The following is an 18,685-nucleotide window of genomic DNA, read 5'->3' as shown; positions in this document are numbered from 1 at the left end:
GCGGGCGAGGCGATCGAGGTGGCGTGCTTGCTTCTCGCGCTCATCGGCGCCGGCGGTTTGCGCAGCCCAGTTCGGCGACGCGTTCGGTTGTCTGCGCCCGTAGCGAGAACACCGCCTTCGCCGTGGGCCGAAGAGTGAACGACAGGAGAGTCGCCATCGCCAGAGGGGCTGCGTCGATGGCAACGAAACTGATGCCGTACGCAGCGCCCCGACCGACAGCGACGGCCCACACTGCGAACACAAGCACCATTCCGAGCAAGCCGATCCACGGCGCGATCCGCCGGCCGCGGACATTCATGAAGCAGTAGATCGACGTCCCGCCGCCGTGTATCCAGGTCTGCAGAGGCGAACTCAGAACCGCGGGGGTCGCCGACAACACAAGCGCACACGCCACCGGCCCCGAAGCGGTCAGCATCAGAGTTGTCCCGAACGGGAGAGGGTCGCCGGGAACGAGGACGAGGACGAGCGTCGCGGCTATCAATATGATCGATCCCAGTGCCGCCACCCAGGGAGTCGTGTAACTGTTGACCGTGGCCACGGTCACGATGACCATGGCGACGAGGTAGCTACCGATGATGAGCCATGCACCGCGCGTTCGCATTCCGAGCAGGTCGCGAATATCCTCGCGCCCACCGGTCGGGCTCACCATCACCGCACCCACTCCAAGAACACACGAGTGCCGCGCATCGGCGCCGACTCGATGGTGGCGGAGCCACCGATGTGCGCCATCCGTTCACGGATGCTGATGGCGATTCCGAGCCGGTCGGCCGGCACCGTCGACGGTTCGAAACCATGCCCGTTGTCGGCTACTTCTATGTGCAGCCGGTCATCCGTGATCTCCACCGAGACAATCGTCTTCGACGCCCGAGCATGACGGCCGCTGTTGCGGACCGCCTCCGCAGCCGCTGCCGCGACTGTACGAACCACCGTGGCGGGATAGCCGGCGTCCGGGCTGTCGATTGCGCGGCGAACCTCGAAACGTCGGGTCGGGTCCACCGTGGCCGTCACCTCACTGAGATGCGTCAGAACAGCATCGGGGGTCATCGTGCCGTCGGTGTCGGCGTCGCCGCGGATCCTATCGAGTGCGTGCAAGGTGGCCTGGGCTTGAGCGGCCAACTGCGTGGAGTTCCCTCGGCGAGCGGCGACCAGCAAGGTCGCCATGACGCCGTCGTGGGTGAGTTGATTGAACCGTTGCCGCTCGTTGGCGCGGGCCTGCGACGCGGCGGCGGCCGCCGCCGTTCGGTAGGCCTGCGCCCGCGTGTCATCGAGAACCGTTGCGGTACGCATCCCCATGACCGCTGCGGCGAAGTACACGAGCGAGAAGGCGAATGCCCACGCCATATCCGGAACGAACAGCCCGCTGCGTGCGACGTCGCGGGCCACGTAGTTGATCGTGACGGTCGAGATCACCACCACCACAAGCACGACAAAGGCGTAGGTCGGACGCATGGCCAGTGCGGCGGCGATCGCAGCCAATCCACAGAAAGAGAAGAACCATATGCCGGTGGTTTCGGAAAGGTGCGCGCCGTTCCAGCCGAAACCCCACGTGAACACCGCCGCCAAATAGCCGCCGGTAGCAAACCCTGCACACACTCGTAGGGCTCGAGGCGACCCTCGCCACGCGAGCGGCCCCAGCGCGAGCCCGGGACCGAACACGACAACCAGTGCGGGCACCGTCCACCACATGTGCATCACTGCCAGTGACGCCGCGATAGCCGGGGAGGTGAGCACCAGGTACACCAGGTAGCCACAGGCGATGAACACAGCGAATTGTCGCAGAATCCGCTGACCTGCGGACTCGTCGAGTGCGACGTTGCGATCAGACGCTATCTCCGCCGTCGAAGCCGCCGCGGTATCGGTAGCCATCCGTCCTCTATCGCTCGAAACATCAAATGCTGCCGAGTCGGCGCGGGTCGCCCCACTGCGGCGTACTTCGTTCTGATCCGACCGACGTAGTCACTGACCGTGTCCGGGGACAGGTTCATGGATTTGGCAACTCCGGCAGTGGATTCGCCTGCGGCATACAGCTCGAGGACACGTCGCAGCTGTGGTGGTAGGTCGACGAAGTCGTCGTCGGCATCGATCGCAGCCGCCCAATCCACCGTCGGAGTCTCCTCCCCCGAGAGCACCGCTCGGACGGCAGCCAGAAGTACGTCGTCGTCAACGTTCTTGCGCAACACCGCTTTCACCCCCGCACTGGCTGCCAACCGGACCAGATAGGGTTCGTCTCCGGAGGTGTAGGCAACAGCCGGGATGTCGAGTTCAGCGAGACAGTCGACGTTGATCTGCGGTGAACTCCCGTCCTCCAACCGCAGATCGAGGACGACCAAGTCGAGATCTCGGGTCACTGTCAGCAACTCCGACACTGTCGCTGCGCCGGCGGTGAACTCCAGGTCCGGCTGGTCCCCGAGAATCGCCCGCAGCCCGGCGACGATCGACGGGTGATCATCGACGACTCCGATCCGCGCGCGCTCGCCCCGTCGCACCACCATGGCGCAATCATGACCGACGCCCCTCGACCACGGTGGCAAAGTTGCACGGATCACATCCGTTCGCGCCTCGGGGACCGCGTGTTGACATCACCGACGCTAGCCCGTCGACTCGAAGCTCTGTATCGACTGAACGGGCTGTTCTCAGTCGGCCACCGGGCGCCATCGGACGGGCCTGTCAGACGGTGCCCAGACCCCTCGTAACGTTCGACGACACGGCTGGGATACTCCTGCCGTGACCCGATTCCGCCTCGCACTCGTCGCCGTTCTCGCCATCGCGATCAGCTGCGTGTCGGTACCGTCGGTTCTCGCCGCGCCGGCGGCACCCGCATACGTCGCCTTGGGAGACTCACGCGCCGCAGCGCCGACGCTGACCTCGGCGCAACATCCGGACGGGTGCGGACGTACCCGCGACGCCTACCCGACGCACCTCGCCTCCCAGCTCCGGATGAGCTACACCTCCGTTGCCTGCGTGAACGCCACCACGGCGGACGTCACGACCCGCCGACAGACGACATCATTCGGCGCCCGGCCGGTCCAGATCAACGCACTGTCGTGGTCCACGCGACTGGTGACTCTCTCGATCGGCGGCAACGACCTCCGCTGGTGGTCGATCGTCTCCTCCTGCTTCACGCCCAGGTTCGGCCAAGATGCCCGGTGTCGACAGGATCGAGTCATGGCCGACCGGATGACCTCGGCCCTCACCGCAGTCGCACCGAAGATCGGCGCAACTCTGAGCACCATCGCCGCCCGCGCACCCCTCGCTCGCGTGGTCCTCGTCGGACACGCCGGCTACTACGGCCGAACCGGCTGCCCCGGCCAGGCGAACATCAGCAACGCCGACGCCGCGTACCTACAGTCCTTCTTCAAGAGATTCGACGCCATCCTCCGAACCGCCGCCGTCACCCGATCGATGACGTTCGTCGACGTTGCCTCCGCTGCCGTCGGACACGACGCATGCGCCGGCGCAGCCCGCTGGTTCGAGGGGAACGCCTCGCAGTCCCAGACCCAACCCCGCCACCCGACGCCTCTCGGCAGCCGTGCGATCGCGAATCTGATCGCGCGATCACTCTAGGTCGAGCGCTCCACAACCGAAGAGCTACGAGCCGGCCCTCTCGTCGGGACAGCGCGAAGCGGACAACAGACACGCCGCGTCGGTACAAATCTGTGCCAACTCATCGGCGCGTTACGGCGCTTCAACGAACCCCCACGCGGCAGCATTCTTCACTCCCGACGCCCTATCGGCGCCCCCTTTCCGGCGTGATTCGCGAGCGTTCGGATTGCATCCCCGACGCCTCGAGAAAACGATTCACAAACAGTGGCGGTCAATAGTCAACCGCGGTTCATCAACCTGGGATTGTCAACTAGAAAATCGCGGGTGATTGTCATCACAGGCCATCCAGCCCTTTGCCGTACTCGCCAGTAGGCATCGGACAAGCTGTACATGCAGGTCAGACCACCGACAGATGGTGCCGAGGTGGCCCATCGATGTCGTGTCAACACGCTGATCGCGTTTCGAGACAGTCGACAAGAATCACGTGACAAACGTCTCCGGGCCGATTTGACCAAGACAGATGAATCGACCCGACGTTCGGGCATTGAGTCATTCGTCCCACTTACCGGACTTTCTCGACAATGCGGTGCCATAGACCGGAACAACGTCGAAAAGAAACCATGTGAATGGCGCGGAATGCGTTGTAGTGTTCCGATCTGCCAAGGCAGTGGGCCGCTCGAATACACCGGCCGTTCGCCTTTTGTTTCACTCAGGGGGAGTACATGAGCGTTCCCATCGACCGGGTCACGCGTGCCTTAATCGGCACGGAGCGTGCTCCTGACGCGACGCCGACGACGCGGCACCGATGGCTGGTCGCGTACGCGCGCCACGTCGCCTGGACCGACCTGGCGCTCATCTCGATCGCCGTCCTGGCAGGGCAATTCCTGCGGTTCGGCGCCGACCCGTTCCGGCCGATCGGACGCGACGGTATCCCCGCACTCCTGGTCACCGTCACCCTCATCGTGGGGTGGCAGACAGCGCTGCGCGTCACCCAGTCCGGTGACCCGCGCATTCTCGGCGCCGGGCCGGTCGAGTATCACCGTGTCCTGAGCGCGTGCTTCGCATGCTTCGGCGTCTGGGCGATCGCCGACGTGGCCTTCGCACTGGGTATTGCCCGCGGTTTCATCGCCATCGCGCTGCCGGCCGGCACCCTGATGCTCGTCGCCGGACGATGGGGCTGGCGACGACATCTCTTGCTGGGCCGCGAAACCGGACGATACCTCCGATCGGTCCTGGTCGTCGGCTCGCGAGCGTCCGCGCGGGCACTCATCGATCGGTTGGACGAGAATCCCGCTCTGGGTTACCGGGTCGTCGGGGTCTGCCTCACCGATGTGCCCGGCGCCGCTGCCACACCGCGGTTCTCCGGACTCGCGACCCACCTCGGGGGCGCCGACGTCCCGGTCTTCGCCGGCCACGACCGCGCTCCCGAACTGGTCCGCACCTGCGGCGCCAACACCGTCGCGGTCACGTCTGCCGACGCTCTCGGACACCGGGCGATGCGCGAACTGTCGTGGGAACTCGAGAACTGCGACGTTGAGATGCTCGTGGCCCCGGGACTGATCGACGTCGCCGGTCCGCGGATCACCGTGCGGCCCGAGGCGGGACTCCCGCTGCTCCACATCGATCGTCCGCGGTACAAGGGCGCCAACCGTTTCCTGAAGCAGACCTTCGACAAGGTCCTGACAGTGGTTGCGCTGGTAGTCCTTTCGCCGCTGCTCGTACTGTGCGCACTGGCCGTCAAGCTCGACAGCAGAGGTCCGGTGTTCTACCGCGCCGAACGCATCGGCACCGACAACACCCCGTTCGTCATGTGGAAGTTCCGGTCGATGGTCGTCGACGCCGACACCATGCGTGCCGGTCTCGCCGTCCGCGACGACGGGAACGGGGTCCTGTTCAAGCTCCACACCGATCCGCGGGTCACCCGCGTCGGCCGGATCATTCGGCGCTACAGCCTCGACGAGCTGCCGCAGTTGTTCAACGTGCTGGGCGGGACCATGAGCCTCGTCGGTCCGCGCCCGCCGTTGCGCGAGGAAGTCGAATCCTACGACCTGGTCGTCCGGCGGCGCATGCTCGTCCGGCCGGGCATGACCGGCCTGTGGCAGATCTCCGGACGCAGCGACCTGTCGTGGGAGGACTCGGTGCGTCTCGATCTCTCCTACGTCGAAAACTGGTCGCTGACTTCGGATCTCGCCATTCTCTGGCGCACCGCGAGTGCGGTCCTGTCCCGCCGGGGCGCCTATTGACCGCCGCGTCCGATCACCCTCCGCACCACCACCACGGATCGACACCATTCGAAGGAAGCATCATGAAAAAGGCCCTGATCACCGGGATCACCGGTCAGGACGGCTCCTACCTCGCCGAGCTGCTCCTGTCCAAAGGCTATGAGGTACACGGATTGATCCGACGCTCGTCGTCGTTCAACACCGCCCGGATCGACCACCTCTATCAGGACCCGCACGACCCGTTCGCCCGTCTTTTCCTGCACTACGGCGATCTCAGTGACGGAGCGCGACTGGTGACCCTGTTGGCGTCGATCGACCCGGACGAGGTCTACAACCTGGCCGCGCAGTCACACGTCCGCGTCAGCTTCGACGAGCCCGAGCACACCGGTGACACCACCGGCATCGGCTCGGTCCGACTGCTGGAGGCGGTGCGCCAGGCCGGGATCCGCTGCCGGTTCTACCAGGCGTCCAGCTCGGAGATGTTCGGCGCGTCTCCCCCGCCGCAGAACGAGGACACCCTGTTCTACCCGCGCTCGCCGTACGGCGCGGCGAAGGTCTACTCGTACTGGGTCACCCGCAACTACCGCGAGGCCTACGGTCTGTTCGCGGTCAACGGCATCTTGTTCAACCACGAATCTCCCCGTCGTGGAGAGACATTCGTGACGCGCAAGATCACCCGTGCCGTCGCCCGGATCAAGGCCGGCGTGCAGAAGGACCTCTACATGGGCAACCTCGACGCGGTACGCGACTGGGGTTACGCACCGGAGTACGTCGAGGGCATGTGGCGGATGCTGCAGGCCGACGAACCGTCCGACTACGTACTCGCGACCGGCGTCCCCTTCACCGTCCGCGATTTCCTCCAACACGCCTTCGACCACGCCGGCCTCGATTGGCGCGACCATGTCGTCTTCGACGAACGCTACCTGCGTCCCACGGAAGTGGACTCGCTGATCGGCGACGCGTCGAAGGCCGAACTGGACCTCGGGTGGCGAGCCGCGGTCCGCGCGCCGGAGCTCGCCCGCATCATGGTCGACGCCGACATCGCGGCCCTGAAATGCGAGGGCACGGAATGGATCGACACGCCGCACCTGGTGGCCTGGAGCCGGGCGTCATGACTCGGTCCGCACGACGACGTGGCTGGGAGCCCGGCCCACTCGACCCGCTGACCTCGGTGTACGTCGCCGGCCACCGCGGACTCGCCGGTTCGGCTCTCGTGCGTGCGCTGCGGCGCCGCGGTATCTCCGACATCATCGGGCGGACCAGTCGTCAGCTCGACCTCCGTGACCGGCACAGCGTCTTCGAGTTCTTCGCGCACAACACACCTGACGTCGTGATCCTGGCGGCTGCCCGCGTCGGCGGGATCGCCGCCAACAACACCTGGCCCGTCGATTTCCTCTCCGAGAATCTGCGCATCCAGGTGAACGTTCTCGACGCGGCGGCCGCGTACGGCGTGGAACGCCTGCTCTTCCTGGGGTCGTCGTGCATCTACCCCAAGTTCGCCCCGCAACCGATCCGGGAGGACGCGCTGCTCACCGGCGCCCTGGAACCGACCAATGATGCATACGCGGTCGCCAAGATCGCCGGGATCATGCAGGTGCAGGCCACGCAACGTCAGTACGGACTGCCCTGGATCTCCGCGATGCCCACCAACCTGTACGGACCGAACGACAACTTCTCCGGCGACACGAGTCACCTGCTGCCGGCGATGATCCGACGCTACGAGTCGGCGCGCCGGGGGGCCGCGCCGAGCGTGACCAACTGGGGAAGCGGGACGCCGCGTCGCGAACTCCTCCACGCCGACGACATGGCCGAGGCCTGCCTGTACCTACTCGAGTATCACGACCACCCGCGCCAAGTGAACATCGGTACCGGCGTGGACCATTCGATCGCGGAGATCGCCGAGACCGTCGCCGACGCCGTGGGTTACGACGGCGCCGTCGAGTGGGATGTCAGCAAGCCCGACGGGACACCGCGAAAGCTTCTCGACGTCAGCACGATCCACGAACTGGGATGGCGGCCGACGATCGATCTCGAACGGGGTGTCGCCGACGTGGTCGAGTGGTACCGGGCGACGCACCACCCGAAAGATGGCCGGTACTCAGAGGTCGGGGCCGGCGATGTCCGGACCTGAGTCATCGGTGATCGCCGACGACACCACCACCGTCCCGGGCGCGACGTCCCGGGAGACCACCGCGGCGGCACCCACGACCGCACGTCGGCCGATCGTCACCGGTCCGGTCACCCGCGCACGCAACGCAATCCACGCACCGTCGTCGACGACGAGCTCCCCGTGCGCATCGGCCGGACACCGCAACACCGCGGCCTGGGACAGCACGACGTTCGCGCCGATCCGGATCGAACCGGCGCCGTCCAGCGTCACGCCCTCGCCGATCCACGAGTCCTCGCCGATCGCGAGCCGTGCCGGACTGGTCACCCGTACGCGTGGCCGCATCAACACACCGCGACCGATCTGCGCACCGAACACCCGAAGCACCGCCAGGCGAACGGAATTGGGTACGAACACCCACCCGATCGCACGCATCACGAAAGGCCAAGCCAGCGATGACAACTGAGCTAACACGATCCCCATCGTATCGAATCGGGCGCCTTTCGGGCCCGGTGAGCCCTGCAGAGCCACCGGTTCGGTCCGGGGGCCGCAAGTGTGTCGACTTCATCGCGATCAACTACGCCCCCGAGGTCACCGGTATCGCGCCCTACGTCACCGACATCACCCGGCGCCTCGCCGCCCGCGGGTGGAGCGTGCGCGTCATCACCGGCTATCCGCACTATCCGCAGTGGCGGCTCGACGGTGACATGTCGGACTACACGTCCACCGTCGTCGATCACGGAGTCATCGTGGTGCGAGTACCGCACAGCATCCCGGAAGGCACTGCGCTGGTGCCCCGCTCGCGGATGGAACTCGAGTTCGGGCTGCGCGCCATCATCGCACATCTGCGCCCCGAAGCGGTCACCGTCATGGCCAGTCCGCCGCTGATCGCGTCGGCGTTGGTGATGATGCGCCGCAAGGTCGGACGCCGCTCGCTGTCGCCGATGGGGGTCTGGGTTCACGACCTGTACAGCCAGGCGGTCAGCGAAGCGGCCGCGGGCGGCAGCCTCAGTCGCAGTCTCGTCAGCAGACTGGAGCGGTTCGCGCTCTGTTCCGCCGACGAGGTGGCGGTGGTGCACCCGCGCTTCGGCGAGATCATCGTCGACCGTCTCGGCGTCGACCCGGCGGTGGTGACCCATGTCCGCAACTGGACGCAGGTGCGTCACGAGCCACGCGCGCCCCGCGACACCGCGCGGGCCCAGCTCGGCATTCCCGACGATGCGATCGTCGCGGTCCACGCCGGCAACATGGGTCAGAAGCAGGGCCTGGAGAATCTAGTCGAGACCGCCCGCCTCGTCTCCGAATCACCCGATGCCGCAGCGCGGAAGGTCCACCTGTATCTGGTCGGGGACGGCAACCAGCGTCGGCACCTCGAAGACCGCGCACGCGGTTGCACGGACGTCACGTTCGTCGACTCGCTGCCCGACGACCGGTTCCACCTCATGCTGTCCGCCGCCGACGTCCTGGTGGTCAACGAGAAGCCCGGCGTGGTCGAGATGTCCCTGCCGAGCAAGCTGACCACCTACTTCAGCTACGGAATCCCGGTGGTGGCAGCCGTTTCCGAGGAGGGGATCACGGCTGCCGAGGTCCGGCACTCGCGCGCCGGCGTCGTCGTCCCGGCCGGCGACCCCGCCGCGCTGCTGTCGACGATCACACGGGTCGCCACGGACACCACCGCGGCCCAGACGATGGGCGAGGCCGGCGAGCGGTATTCGCACGAAGTCCTCGGCGCCGACGCCGCCGTCGAGAGGTTCGAGATGTGGCTGCACAAGCTGTCCCACCATGCCTCGGTGCGGGTATGACCGTGACGACGCCGACCACGACAACCGCACGCTCGGAGATCCTGGCCGAACTGGAACCCCGCCGCCTGCGCGACTACATCGTCGACAAGTCCGATCGCGGCCGCAATCGCGTGTGGATGGTCACCTGGCTGGGTGTCGGTGCCGTACTCCGGAGCGGGGTGGGCGGCACGCTGATGCGCTCCTCCGTGTTACGCGCCTTCGGCGCGCGGGTGGGCGCCAGGTGCGACATCCACCGGAGCTTCCGCGTCCACTTTCCCTGGAAGCTGGACCTCGACGACGGGGTCCGCATCGACCGCGATGTGTGGATCATCAATCCCGAACCGGTGTCGGTCGGCGCCGACTGCTCACTCGGTCCACGCACGGTCATCTGCTCGGGCGGGCACGACCACCGCTCGCCCACCTTCACCCGCACGAGCGAGTCGGTCGTCCTCAGCGAGCGATGCCACCTCGGCAACGGGGTCACGGTGCTGAAGGGTGTTGTGCTGCAACCCGGTACGCGGGTTCCGGCCGGCGCCGTGGTGATCCCGTCGATCTCGGCGAAGTCGCGTCGGACGACGTCAGGCGGCCGGCCATGAAGATCCTGCAGGTACTCACACTCCTGTCACCGACCGGCGAATTCGGCGGGCCCGCAACCGTCGCGGTCAACCAGAGCCGCGCGCTGGCCGCACGGGGACACGACGTCACGCTGATCGCCGGCTCACGCGGCGGGCCGGCGTCGATCCCCGACGTGCCGGGTGTTCGTGTCCGAACGTTCCCGACGCGAACCGTCGGCCGCGGGCACAGCTGCTCGCGCATCGTCGCGCCGTCGATGCTGCGCTGGATACGGGCGCACGCAGACACTTTCGACGTCGCCCACGTCCACCTCGGACGTGACTTCGTGACCCTTCCCGCCGCACGCCTCCTGTCGAGGAGCAACGTCCCGACTCATGTGCAGACACACGGGATGATCAATCCGCGGCCGTCGCTGCCCTATCAGATGATCGACCGGACCCTCACGATCCCGGCGGTGCGCGACGCTCGAACGGCGTTCTATCTCAACGACGTTCGAGCTGCGGACGCTGCGGACAGCGGTCGGCGATGCACCCCGCTACTCATACCTCGGCAACGGCGTGCCGCTGCCCGACGCGGTCTCGGCAGCCCCGCCAGACGGACTACCCGAGGTCCTCTTCCTCGCCCGGCTGCATCCCCGGAAACGAGCGGTCGCCTTCGCCCGCGTCGCCACCGACCTCGCGCCTCGATTCGCGGCCCGCTTCACGATCATCGGACCCGACGAGGGCGACGGGCCGGCCGTCGACGCGGTGCTGCGCACCTTCCGCGCGACGCACGACGCCGAAGTCGCCGACCGCGTCCGGCGCGAGCCGCCGATCGCCACCGACCGGGTGGCCGGTCGACTCGCACAGGCCACGATCTACGTTCTCCCGTCGATCCACGAACCGCTGCCGATGTCGGTCCTCGAGGCGATGGCCGCCGGGCTGCCGGTGGTGGTCACCGACACCTGCGGATTCGCCGGTCTGGTTGCCGATGCCGACGCCGGCCTCGTCGTCGACGACTCGATGGACGCGTTGTCCGCGGCCCTGACCGGTCTCCTCGCCGACCCCGACCGGGCGCGCGCGCAGGGCTTGCGGGGGCGGCGCGCCGTCGAAAAGCACTGGGGCATCACTTCGATCGCACGACAACTGGAGGAGCACTACGATGCGGTCAGCTGAGCTCACCGACCCGACGGACAGCGTGGAGACAGTGAGCATCTCCGTCCTCGTTCCGTCCTTCGATCCGGGTGCTCACTTCGAGCCGGCAATCCGGTCAGCGCTGCGCCAGTTGGGTCCACACGACGAGATCGTCATCCAGGACGCCGGTTCCACGGATGGAACCCAGGACCTCATCGCCGCTCTCGCCGAGACGGACCCGCGGGTGAAAGCCGTGATCGAGGCGGACGAGGGTCAATCGGACGCCCTCAACCGAGCACTGGCGCGTGCCACCGGACAGTGGGTGCTCTGGCTCAACGCCGACGACGTGCTCGTCGAGGGAGCGATTGTCGCCATCCGTGCCGCGATTCGTGAGTCACCCGGCGCGACGGTGCTCACCGGAGATCATCAACTGCTCCGGGCGGCCGGTGATGTGGTCGGGACATACCGCGGCAAGCCCATCGAGACGCGAACCCTGTTGCGACGGTCCACGTGCGCGTCGTTCTCCGGGTCGGTGATCATCCGCCGCGACTATCTGGAGTCGCTCGGCGGGTTCGACAAACATCTGCACTGCACGATGGACTACTCCCTGCAATTCCGTATCGCCGAAACCGCGCCGGTACAACAGTCGATGCCGGTTCCGATCGGCGCCCTGCGTTTTCACGACGCCTCCAAATCGGCCAACCTGTGGCGGACCTTCCTCACCGAGTCGTTCCGACTGCGGCTGCGATATGCGACGTCACCGACGGAACGCCTGCTGGGCCTCCTGGGCACCACCGAGCAACTCGTCTCGTTCCTCGTGTTCCGCATCCGGTTGACGCCGGGCTATCGAAGGTTGCGCGGTGTCCTCCGCCGTTGAGCGAGGTCACGCCGGCAAACGGCTGCGCACCGACGCCACCGTACGGATTCTGGCCCGGGTGGCGAGTTCCGCGATGCTCGGTGTCTTTCTGCTGCTCCTGGCCAGAGCACTGCCCGTGGACACCTTCGGGCAGTACATCCTCGCCTACACGCTCGGCGTGGTGGTCGGCCTCGCCGCGGGTTTCGGTGCACCGATCCGGGTGATGCGTGTCAGCGCATCTGACGACACCCCCACCGCCGCAGCTCTGTACGTCGCGCACACCGTCGCGGTTTCCAGCGTCTTCCTCGTCGCCGTAGCGGGTCTGATCCTCGCCGGGTTGCCCGCGATCGTCGTTGCGGGCGTGCTGTTCGCCTACTCCGACACCGTCCAGAACTTCGCGCAGAGCTTCCTGGCCGGCACCCATGCGCACACCGCCGCCAGTTGTCTCGTCGTCGTCCAGCGTGCCGTACCCCTCGTGGTGTGGGGCGGGTTGGCGCTGTCCGGTATCGGCCTCGATGCCGCCGCACTAGCCGTGATCTTCTCGTGCACGGCGGTGACCGCACTGGTGGTGCCCGCGGTTCCCATCGGAGTCCGGGGATTGCGGTGCGCCGCCGGTCAGCTCCGCCGGCCCGGTGCTGAAACCGTCCGTTACTGGGCGCTCGCGATGTCGGGAACACTGGCACATCTGCAGGTCTCGGCGCTCGCCGTCTTCGCCACCCCGCTGACCGTCGGCTATTTCGCGATGGCCACCCGCGTCACCGGGCCGCTCACCCTGCTGTCCGCCGCGCTGTCGACAGTCGCGGTCCCCGAACTCGCCCGCACCGTCGACGACGCGTCGACGTTCGACCGGATCTACCGCCGCTACCGGAACCTCGTCATCGTCTACTGCGTCGTCGTCATCCTCGCGGCATGGCCGGCTGCCTGGGCCGTCGTGCACGTCGTCGGCACCAAATACGAACCCGCTCAACTGCTGTTGACCGGCGTGATCATCGCGGCCGGGATCTCGTCGCTCTCGCAGGCGATCAGCGCCAAGCACATCGCCGCGGGACGCCCCGACACGGTGACCGCGGCGATCGTCCTGGGTGGTGGGGCCACCCTCGCCCTCCTACTCCTCGCCGGCGCTCTCGACCACGTCGGCGCGATCTGGCTCGCACCCATCGCCGGTCAACTCCTCGTACTCGCTGCCCTGCTCTCCGACGTCCACGAAGGTGGGAGAATGACCCGACTCGTCCGAACTCATTGGGAAAAAGCACTTCTGGCGGTCACCGTCGTGGTTCTCACCGCCACCGCCGGAGTGGCCTTCGCAGTCGCCCGCGAACCCGCAACCGACACCGCGGCGCACAGCGCCGGGGTCGAGGTCACCTCCGCCGCATCGACGTCGCGGTCGGCGAACGGCGCTGGGGTCGGAGGCGCAGCGACCGCCGATGCGGCGGTGAAGATCCTCGTCGTCGGTGACAGCTTCACCGAGGGAACAACATACGGCGGGAAGGGCAGTTCGAACTGGACCCGCATCGCCCAGGGCCGGTTGTCCGACGCCCGACCGGGCACATGCCCCGTATTGTTGCGGGTGTCCGGCCGGGGCGGCGCCGGGTACCTGACCACCGGTATCCGGCACACCACGTTCGCCTCCGAGGCGCAACGACTTCTCACGCCCGACGTGTCGGCGATCGTGCTCGTCGGCAGCGGCAACGACCTCTCGCATCCATCCAAGCAGTACCGCGCCGCGGTCGACGACACCATCCGGGCGGTGCGCAAAGCTCGACCGGACCTGCGCGTGGTGATCGTCGGACTCTCCTGGATCCACGACGGCCCGATCGGCCCGGACTATCTGCGCGCCAACAGGTTGCTCGCGGACGCGGCGAAGCGGCACGGCGTCTCCTTCATCGATCCGAACAGATCCGGGTGGTACTCGGCCCCCCGCGACCATTCGATCGTGGGTGCCGATCACCGTCATCCGACCGACGAGGGGCATGCCCTCATCGCGGAGCACATGACGCCCGTACTCAAAGGCCTCGCGCGGACAGGCAGGTGCGCATGAGCCCGCTGCGAGCCACCCGTGGTCGCGTGCGGGTCAGCCGCGTGGTGACCGCTCTGGGAGTCATTTTCTGCCTCGGACTGATCCTCACGATGGGGATGCTCACATACTCGTCCCAACACGACGCGGTGCAGGCGACGTCGCGCGTCGTACTCACCTATGAACGCGACGCACTGCAACTGCCACAGGATTTCGATCCCGCACCCACGATGCTCCTGACGCGGAGTATCGAGTCGTACTCGTCCTTGGTCACGAGCGAGAACTTCCTCCGTCGGGTGATCAACACCCACCACATCGCGATGAGTCCCGCCGACCTCCGCCGTGCGGTGTCGATCACGGCCCCACCCGAGACGACGATCATGGATTTCACCGTCCGCGGCGACGACGCGCGCACCGTCGAAGCTGCCGCCATGGGCGTCGGACGTGAATTCACCGCCGCCCTGGCCGAACTCGAGTCACCCGCGCCGATTGCATCGCTCGTGCTCGGGCCGGCCGATGCCGGCCAGACATTCCCGGATGCGCTGCTGCGTACCGCTCTGCTCGCGACCCTGGCAGGTCTGACCGCACTGGCGCTGGCCGTGATGTTCACCCGACGCCGCGCCGACCGACCACTCCCCCACCCCACACCGCCCGCTGATGTCTGGAGGACACCATGAAGCGACCCAACAAGTGGCTCAGCCTGATCGTCTGGCTGCTCCCCGCGTCGAAGGCGAAGAACGCAGCGCTGCGTGCCCTCGGCAACACCATCGGACACGACGTCAGCCTGGGACCGAACCTCGTGCTCGGCTGCGGACCGTTCCGGGTCGGAGACCGCGGAGTGATCGCCCCGTTCAACGTCTTCCGGCAGATGGCGCGAGTCGAACTCGAGAAGGACAATTTCATCGGGCGGCTGAACCAGTTCACGTCCGCGCCGTCGTATCAGAAGTTCAGCGACCGCGCCGGGGTGCTGTCGATGGGCGAGCAGGCCACTGTCACGAACCGGCACTACTTCGACTGCTCGGGCCGGATCGAGATGGGCCCCTACAGCGCGGTGGGCGGCACCCGGAATCTCCTGCAGTCCCACGAGATCGACATCGTCGAGGACCGGACCACGATCGGCACGATCACGATCGGCGAGCGGAGCCTCACGGCGACCGCCTGTCTCATCCTCAAGAACGCTGCCATACCGCCCTATTCGCTCGTCGCCGCCGGCTCGGTGGTGACGGCGTCGACCGATTCCGCCGTCGGCGACGCGGGACTGTATGCCGGTGCTCCGGCGCGATGGCGACGCGACCTCCCCGAATGCAAGTGGTGGTACCGGTCGTCGTACATGACGCCGGTGCGGGAGGTCGAGGGTTTCTGATGGTTCCGACCCCCAAATTGCGGCTGCCGACGACGGCCTTGGCGCTGATGGCCGTTGCTGTCGTCGCCCTGGTTTCGGCGTGCGATACCGCGGCTCAGGCCGAACGATCCGACGATCGTGTCGCGTCGGCGCAGGGCGCCTCCGTACACGTCGACTATGCCACCGCGGCCGCCGTGCCACCCGGTTTCGTCGCCGTCGAACGTGGCCGCAACAGCCACCCGCTCCGCGTCTCGGACGGGCGTCTGCTGCACGGCACCTCGTCGGCATCCGGTGCGGCGTCGTACATCTCGACCGACCTCTCGCCCGTCCGGGTCACCCGTATCGGCGCGACGGTGAGTTTCACCGGAGACGACGCCGGGGCGATCGCCCTACTCGTGAGCGCGAAGCCGGTCCCGCAGAACGAGTCCGATGCAGCTCCCGACGCCGCGGTGCACTTCGTCGCGACCCGGACCCGATGGTCGTATGCGATCTGGCAGGCGGGTGACGCCGGGCAGACGATCCTGGGCCAGGGCACCTACCGGACCGCGTTCGATCGTGATGCGGCCCGGTTCGAGATCGAACTGGACGCGGACCGGGCGAAGGTCTATCTGCCCGACGCCACGTCGATCGTGTTCACCGACAACCGCATCGCCGAGTTCGGCGGCAGCTGGGCGACCTGGGAACTGTACGAGGACGCCCCGGGCACGAGTCCGGCGTCGTTCCGCGAGTTGTGGGCGTCATGACCATGATCTTCGCGACGCTGCTGGTGGCACTGGGCCTGTTCGTCGCCGTCGCCTACGACAGGCAGTGGGCTCAGCATGTCGATCGGTTCCTGTGCAGCTGGTTGATGGCGTTGACGGCGTGGCCGGTCATCGTCATCTACGCCGTGGCCCCGGCGTTGTGGTCATCGGCCGACGCCGCCGGAGCGATCTTCGCGGTTCTGCTGTACGGCCCCGCAGCGGCGATCAGCGTGGCGGCCGCACTGCATGCGGTGGCCACCCACGACTTCCGCATCGACGGTTCGGCGGCGATTCTCGCACTGCTGATGGTGTATGCGTGCGCGGCCATGATCGTCGACGGGTCGGGCCGGATCGTCAATCTCCTGATGTCGATGGCGCTGCTGGTGGGATTCGTGTTCCGCTACCGATCCTTCGAGCTCGACGACGTAGCCAGGTCCGCCCGCATCGCCCTCGTCGCGACGACGGGGATCCTGCTGGTCTCGGTGCTGTTCAACTCGTCTCGGGTCGTCGGTGCATGTCGGATCGACAAGTGCACCGATCTCGGCGCGGTGCTCACCTCACCGTTCGCCGGCAACGGCAACCTCGCGGGGATCACCATCACGGCACTGTTGCCGTTCGCCGTATATCGCGTGGCCATGTGGCGTGTCCTCGCCGCGGTCGCCGGGGTCGTGTTGATCGGCCTGTTGGCCGGCAGCCGAACGGCATTCGGCGGAATAGCGGTGGCCGGTGTGCTCGGAGTGCTGCTGGCCGTCCCGTCGATCACCTCTCGCGTGCGCCATCTGATGCTGGGTCTCGCACTCGTGGCGAGCGCGGTCTACTCGCTGTTCCCGCTCTACATCGGTTACACCAACGCCGATTACAGCTTGCGGGGTTATCTGTGGAACCAGGCGCTGCGGGAGATCCCCGACCAGTGGTTCTTCGGCCACAACCCGGCGTTCTGGGTGGAGTCCGGCGCGTCGTTGTTGTTCAAGGCCAACTACTCCCCGCACAACGGCTGGCTTGAGATCCTGCTGTCGGTCGGGGTCTGGGGCGTCGTATTGATCATCCTGGCCGCCGTCGTCAAGGTGGTCCAGACCACCGACGGCACGACGCGGACGTATCTACTCGCCTACTTCAGCACCATCCTCGCCCTCAGTTCGCTGGAGGCGGTGTACGTCCCGTACTTCCTCGGCATCGCGCCGTTCGCGGCACTCCTCCCGTACTTCCTGTACCACCACCGTTCGCCCCGATCCCTTTCACCCGTGCGCAGTCACGTGGTGCCCACCGAGTCACAGATGGAGCTCCGATGAAAGTCCTCAATGTCATTGCCGCGAAATGGATGCTCGTCGTGGCATTCACCCTGATCGGTCTCATCGCGGTCATCGGGTACTCGCTGCTACAACCACAGACCTATGTGGCGACCGTCCGGACGTATATCGCCACCGGCACCTCCGACATGTTGGAGGCCTACCAGGGCAATCAGGCGGCCCGCGCGAGTATCCAGACATTCGCGGTGCTGGCCACAGATCCCACCGTCGCCCAGCGGGCGATCGACAGGTCGGGAGTCGACATCTCGCTGCCACAGTTCCTCTCCGAGATCTCGGTCAGCGTCCCGCCGCAGACCGTCATCCTCGATGTCTCGGTCCAGAACTCGAACGTCGGCCGACGCCGAGCGGTTGGCCACGGCACTCGCACAGGAACTCGTCGGCACGGTCACCGCGCTGCAGGAGCCGACCAGCGGCGGTCCGGGTGCGCTGCGCCTGGTGGTCGTCGACCCGAACACCCAAGGCGCCGTGCGTGAGCAGCTCATCGACCCGATACTCCTGGGCATCGGCGCGCTCGGCGGCGCGATCGCCGGCTCGCTGATCGCGCTGCTACTCCACCGCCGCCGCGGGGGCAAGTCTGATGTGGAGGGGTTCGACACTGTCCCCGACGGCCCGACCACCGGTGACATCGAAGTCACCATCAATCGCCCGTCGAGCGCGATGCGAAGCCAGCACCAACCGCTGGTTAAGCCGGCACCGACCCAGCCCCCGCTGGCTGAGCAGGTGACGACCCACCAACCGCTGGTTGAGCCGGCACCGAGCGAAGCGAGGCGCCGTGTCGAAGCCACCCGCCCCCCGCTGGTTGAGCCGGCACCGACCCACCAACCGCTGGTTGAGCCGGCACCGAGCGAAGCGAGGCGCCGTGTCGAAGCCACCCGCCCCCCGCTGGTCGAGCCGGCACCGAGCGAACAGGCAGCCGCCCCCCGCTGGTTGAGCCGGCACCGAGCGAAGCGAGGCGCCGTGTCGAAACCACCCCCCCGCCACGCCACTTACACAGCTCGCCACACCCTGAGCCGGCACTCCGCAACGCGGCTCGGCGGCGGATTCGCGGGGCCTGGCCGGTCCATCTGACAGTTTCGCGAAGCGGTGTC

At 67.0% G+C, this 18,685-nt stretch carries 19 protein-coding genes and 1 pseudogene; 16 read left to right on the top strand and 4 right to left on the bottom strand.

Annotation, left to right across the window (positions count from 1 at the left end; genetic code table 11):
• Nucleotides 1–40: 40 nt before the first annotated feature.
• From QAD21_RS05610 to QAD21_RS05600, 3 genes are read right to left on the bottom strand one after another with little or no spacing between them, the layout of a single operon-like run.
• Nucleotides 41–649 (bottom strand): hypothetical protein, encoded by a 609-nt coding sequence (locus QAD21_RS05610; protein WP_280360727.1) that lies wholly within the window; start codon nt 647–649, stop codon nt 41–43.
• A complete protein-coding gene (locus QAD21_RS05605; RefSeq protein WP_280360725.1) occupies nt 649–1,866 on the bottom strand; it encodes an ATP-binding protein in 1,218 nt (405 codons plus the stop codon). Before QAD21_RS05605 ends, QAD21_RS05610 begins: the two co-directional genes overlap by 1 nt.
• Complete coding sequence (locus QAD21_RS05600; protein ID WP_280360723.1) at nt 1,827–2,492, bottom strand: response regulator; 666 nt, start codon at nt 2,490–2,492, stop codon at nt 1,827–1,829. Before QAD21_RS05600 ends, QAD21_RS05605 begins: the two co-directional genes overlap by 40 nt.
• Before the next feature lie 232 nt (nt 2,493–2,724).
• On the opposite strand from QAD21_RS05600, the gene QAD21_RS05595 reads away from it, so the two are divergent.
• The 4 genes from QAD21_RS05595 (at nt 2,725) to QAD21_RS05580 (ending at nt 7,896) form a co-directional block, all read left to right on the top strand.
• Nucleotides 2,725–3,564, top strand: coding sequence for an SGNH/GDSL hydrolase family protein (locus QAD21_RS05595; RefSeq protein ID WP_265968727.1), 840 nt, complete (start codon nt 2,725–2,727; stop codon nt 3,562–3,564).
• Between the two features lie 701 nt (nt 3,565–4,265).
• Entirely contained in the window at nt 4,266–5,786 is a 1,521-nt protein-coding gene (locus QAD21_RS05590) for a sugar transferase (RefSeq protein WP_078113504.1), read from the top strand.
• A 62-nt stretch (nt 5,787–5,848) separates the two neighbouring features.
• Nucleotides 5,849–6,880, top strand: a complete 1,032-nt coding sequence (gene gmd / locus QAD21_RS05585) for a GDP-mannose 4,6-dehydratase (RefSeq protein ID WP_265968725.1) — start codon at nt 5,849–5,851, stop codon at nt 6,878–6,880.
• Entirely contained in the window at nt 6,877–7,896 is a 1,020-nt protein-coding gene (locus tag QAD21_RS05580) for a GDP-L-fucose synthase (protein WP_280360718.1), read from the top strand. The genes gmd and QAD21_RS05580 overlap by 4 nt, the downstream gene beginning before the upstream one ends.
• Here QAD21_RS05580 and QAD21_RS05575 read toward each other — a convergent pair.
• The gene (locus QAD21_RS05575; RefSeq protein WP_280360716.1) at nt 7,864–8,307 is read right to left on the bottom strand and encodes an acetyltransferase; all 444 of its coding nucleotides are present in this window, start codon (nt 8,305–8,307) and stop codon (nt 7,864–7,866) included. The genes QAD21_RS05580 and QAD21_RS05575 overlap by 33 nt on opposite strands.
• Nucleotides 8,308–8,384: 77 nt before the next feature.
• Between QAD21_RS05575 and QAD21_RS05570 the strand changes: the two genes are divergently transcribed.
• From QAD21_RS05570 to QAD21_RS05515, 12 genes and pseudogenes are all read left to right on the top strand, one after another.
• Nucleotides 8,385–9,674, top strand: coding sequence for a glycosyltransferase family 4 protein (locus tag QAD21_RS05570; protein ID WP_280360714.1), 1,290 nt, complete (start codon nt 8,385–8,387; stop codon nt 9,672–9,674).
• The gene (locus QAD21_RS05565) at nt 9,671–10,249 is read left to right on the top strand and encodes an acetyltransferase (RefSeq protein WP_280360712.1); all 579 of its coding nucleotides are present in this window, start codon (nt 9,671–9,673) and stop codon (nt 10,247–10,249) included. Before QAD21_RS05570 ends, QAD21_RS05565 begins: the two co-directional genes overlap by 4 nt.
• A pseudogene (locus QAD21_RS05560) lies at nt 10,246–10,590 on the top strand (glycosyltransferase); the annotation flags it as partial. The gene QAD21_RS05565 and the pseudogene QAD21_RS05560, both read left to right, overlap by 4 nt.
• A gap of 193 nt (nt 10,591–10,783) precedes the next feature.
• A complete protein-coding gene (locus QAD21_RS05555; RefSeq protein WP_280360710.1) occupies nt 10,784–11,380 on the top strand; it encodes a glycosyltransferase in 597 nt (198 codons plus the stop codon).
• On the top strand, nt 11,367–12,215 hold the full coding sequence (locus QAD21_RS05550; RefSeq protein ID WP_280360709.1) for a glycosyltransferase: 849 nt from the start codon (nt 11,367–11,369) through the stop codon (nt 12,213–12,215). The genes QAD21_RS05555 and QAD21_RS05550 overlap by 14 nt, the downstream gene beginning before the upstream one ends.
• Entirely contained in the window at nt 12,199–14,232 is a 2,034-nt protein-coding gene (locus QAD21_RS05545) for a GDSL-type esterase/lipase family protein (RefSeq protein ID WP_280360707.1), read from the top strand. Before QAD21_RS05550 ends, QAD21_RS05545 begins: the two co-directional genes overlap by 17 nt.
• Nucleotides 14,229–14,885: a hypothetical protein gene (locus QAD21_RS05540; protein WP_280360705.1), complete on the top strand. Its 657-nt coding sequence runs from the start codon at nt 14,229–14,231 to the stop codon at nt 14,883–14,885. Before QAD21_RS05545 ends, QAD21_RS05540 begins: the two co-directional genes overlap by 4 nt.
• Nucleotides 14,882–15,571 (top strand): hypothetical protein, encoded by a 690-nt coding sequence (locus QAD21_RS05535; RefSeq protein WP_280360703.1) that lies wholly within the window; start codon nt 14,882–14,884, stop codon nt 15,569–15,571. The genes QAD21_RS05540 and QAD21_RS05535 overlap by 4 nt, the downstream gene beginning before the upstream one ends.
• Nucleotides 15,571–16,293 carry a hypothetical protein gene (locus QAD21_RS05530; protein ID WP_280360702.1) on the top strand — a complete coding sequence of 241 codons (723 nt, stop codon included), beginning with the start codon at nt 15,571–15,573 and terminating at the stop codon, nt 16,291–16,293. Before QAD21_RS05535 ends, QAD21_RS05530 begins: the two co-directional genes overlap by 1 nt.
• Entirely contained in the window at nt 16,290–17,579 is a 1,290-nt protein-coding gene (locus QAD21_RS05525) for an O-antigen ligase family protein (RefSeq protein WP_280360700.1), read from the top strand. Before QAD21_RS05530 ends, QAD21_RS05525 begins: the two co-directional genes overlap by 4 nt.
• A complete protein-coding gene (locus QAD21_RS05520) occupies nt 17,576–18,070 on the top strand; it encodes a hypothetical protein (RefSeq protein ID WP_280360698.1) in 495 nt (164 codons plus the stop codon). Before QAD21_RS05525 ends, QAD21_RS05520 begins: the two co-directional genes overlap by 4 nt.
• The gene (locus QAD21_RS05515) at nt 18,033–18,665 is read left to right on the top strand and encodes a hypothetical protein (protein ID WP_280360696.1); all 633 of its coding nucleotides are present in this window, start codon (nt 18,033–18,035) and stop codon (nt 18,663–18,665) included. The genes QAD21_RS05520 and QAD21_RS05515 overlap by 38 nt, the downstream gene beginning before the upstream one ends.
• Nucleotides 18,666–18,685: the final 20 nt, after the last annotated feature.

It is taken from the genome of Gordonia sp. SMJS1 (genome assembly GCF_029866425.1).
Taxonomy (GTDB): domain Bacteria; phylum Actinomycetota; class Actinomycetes; order Mycobacteriales; family Mycobacteriaceae; genus Gordonia; species Gordonia hongkongensis.
Note: the sequence above shows the minus strand (reverse complement) of the source record. Positions and strands in the feature narration are given on the sequence as shown.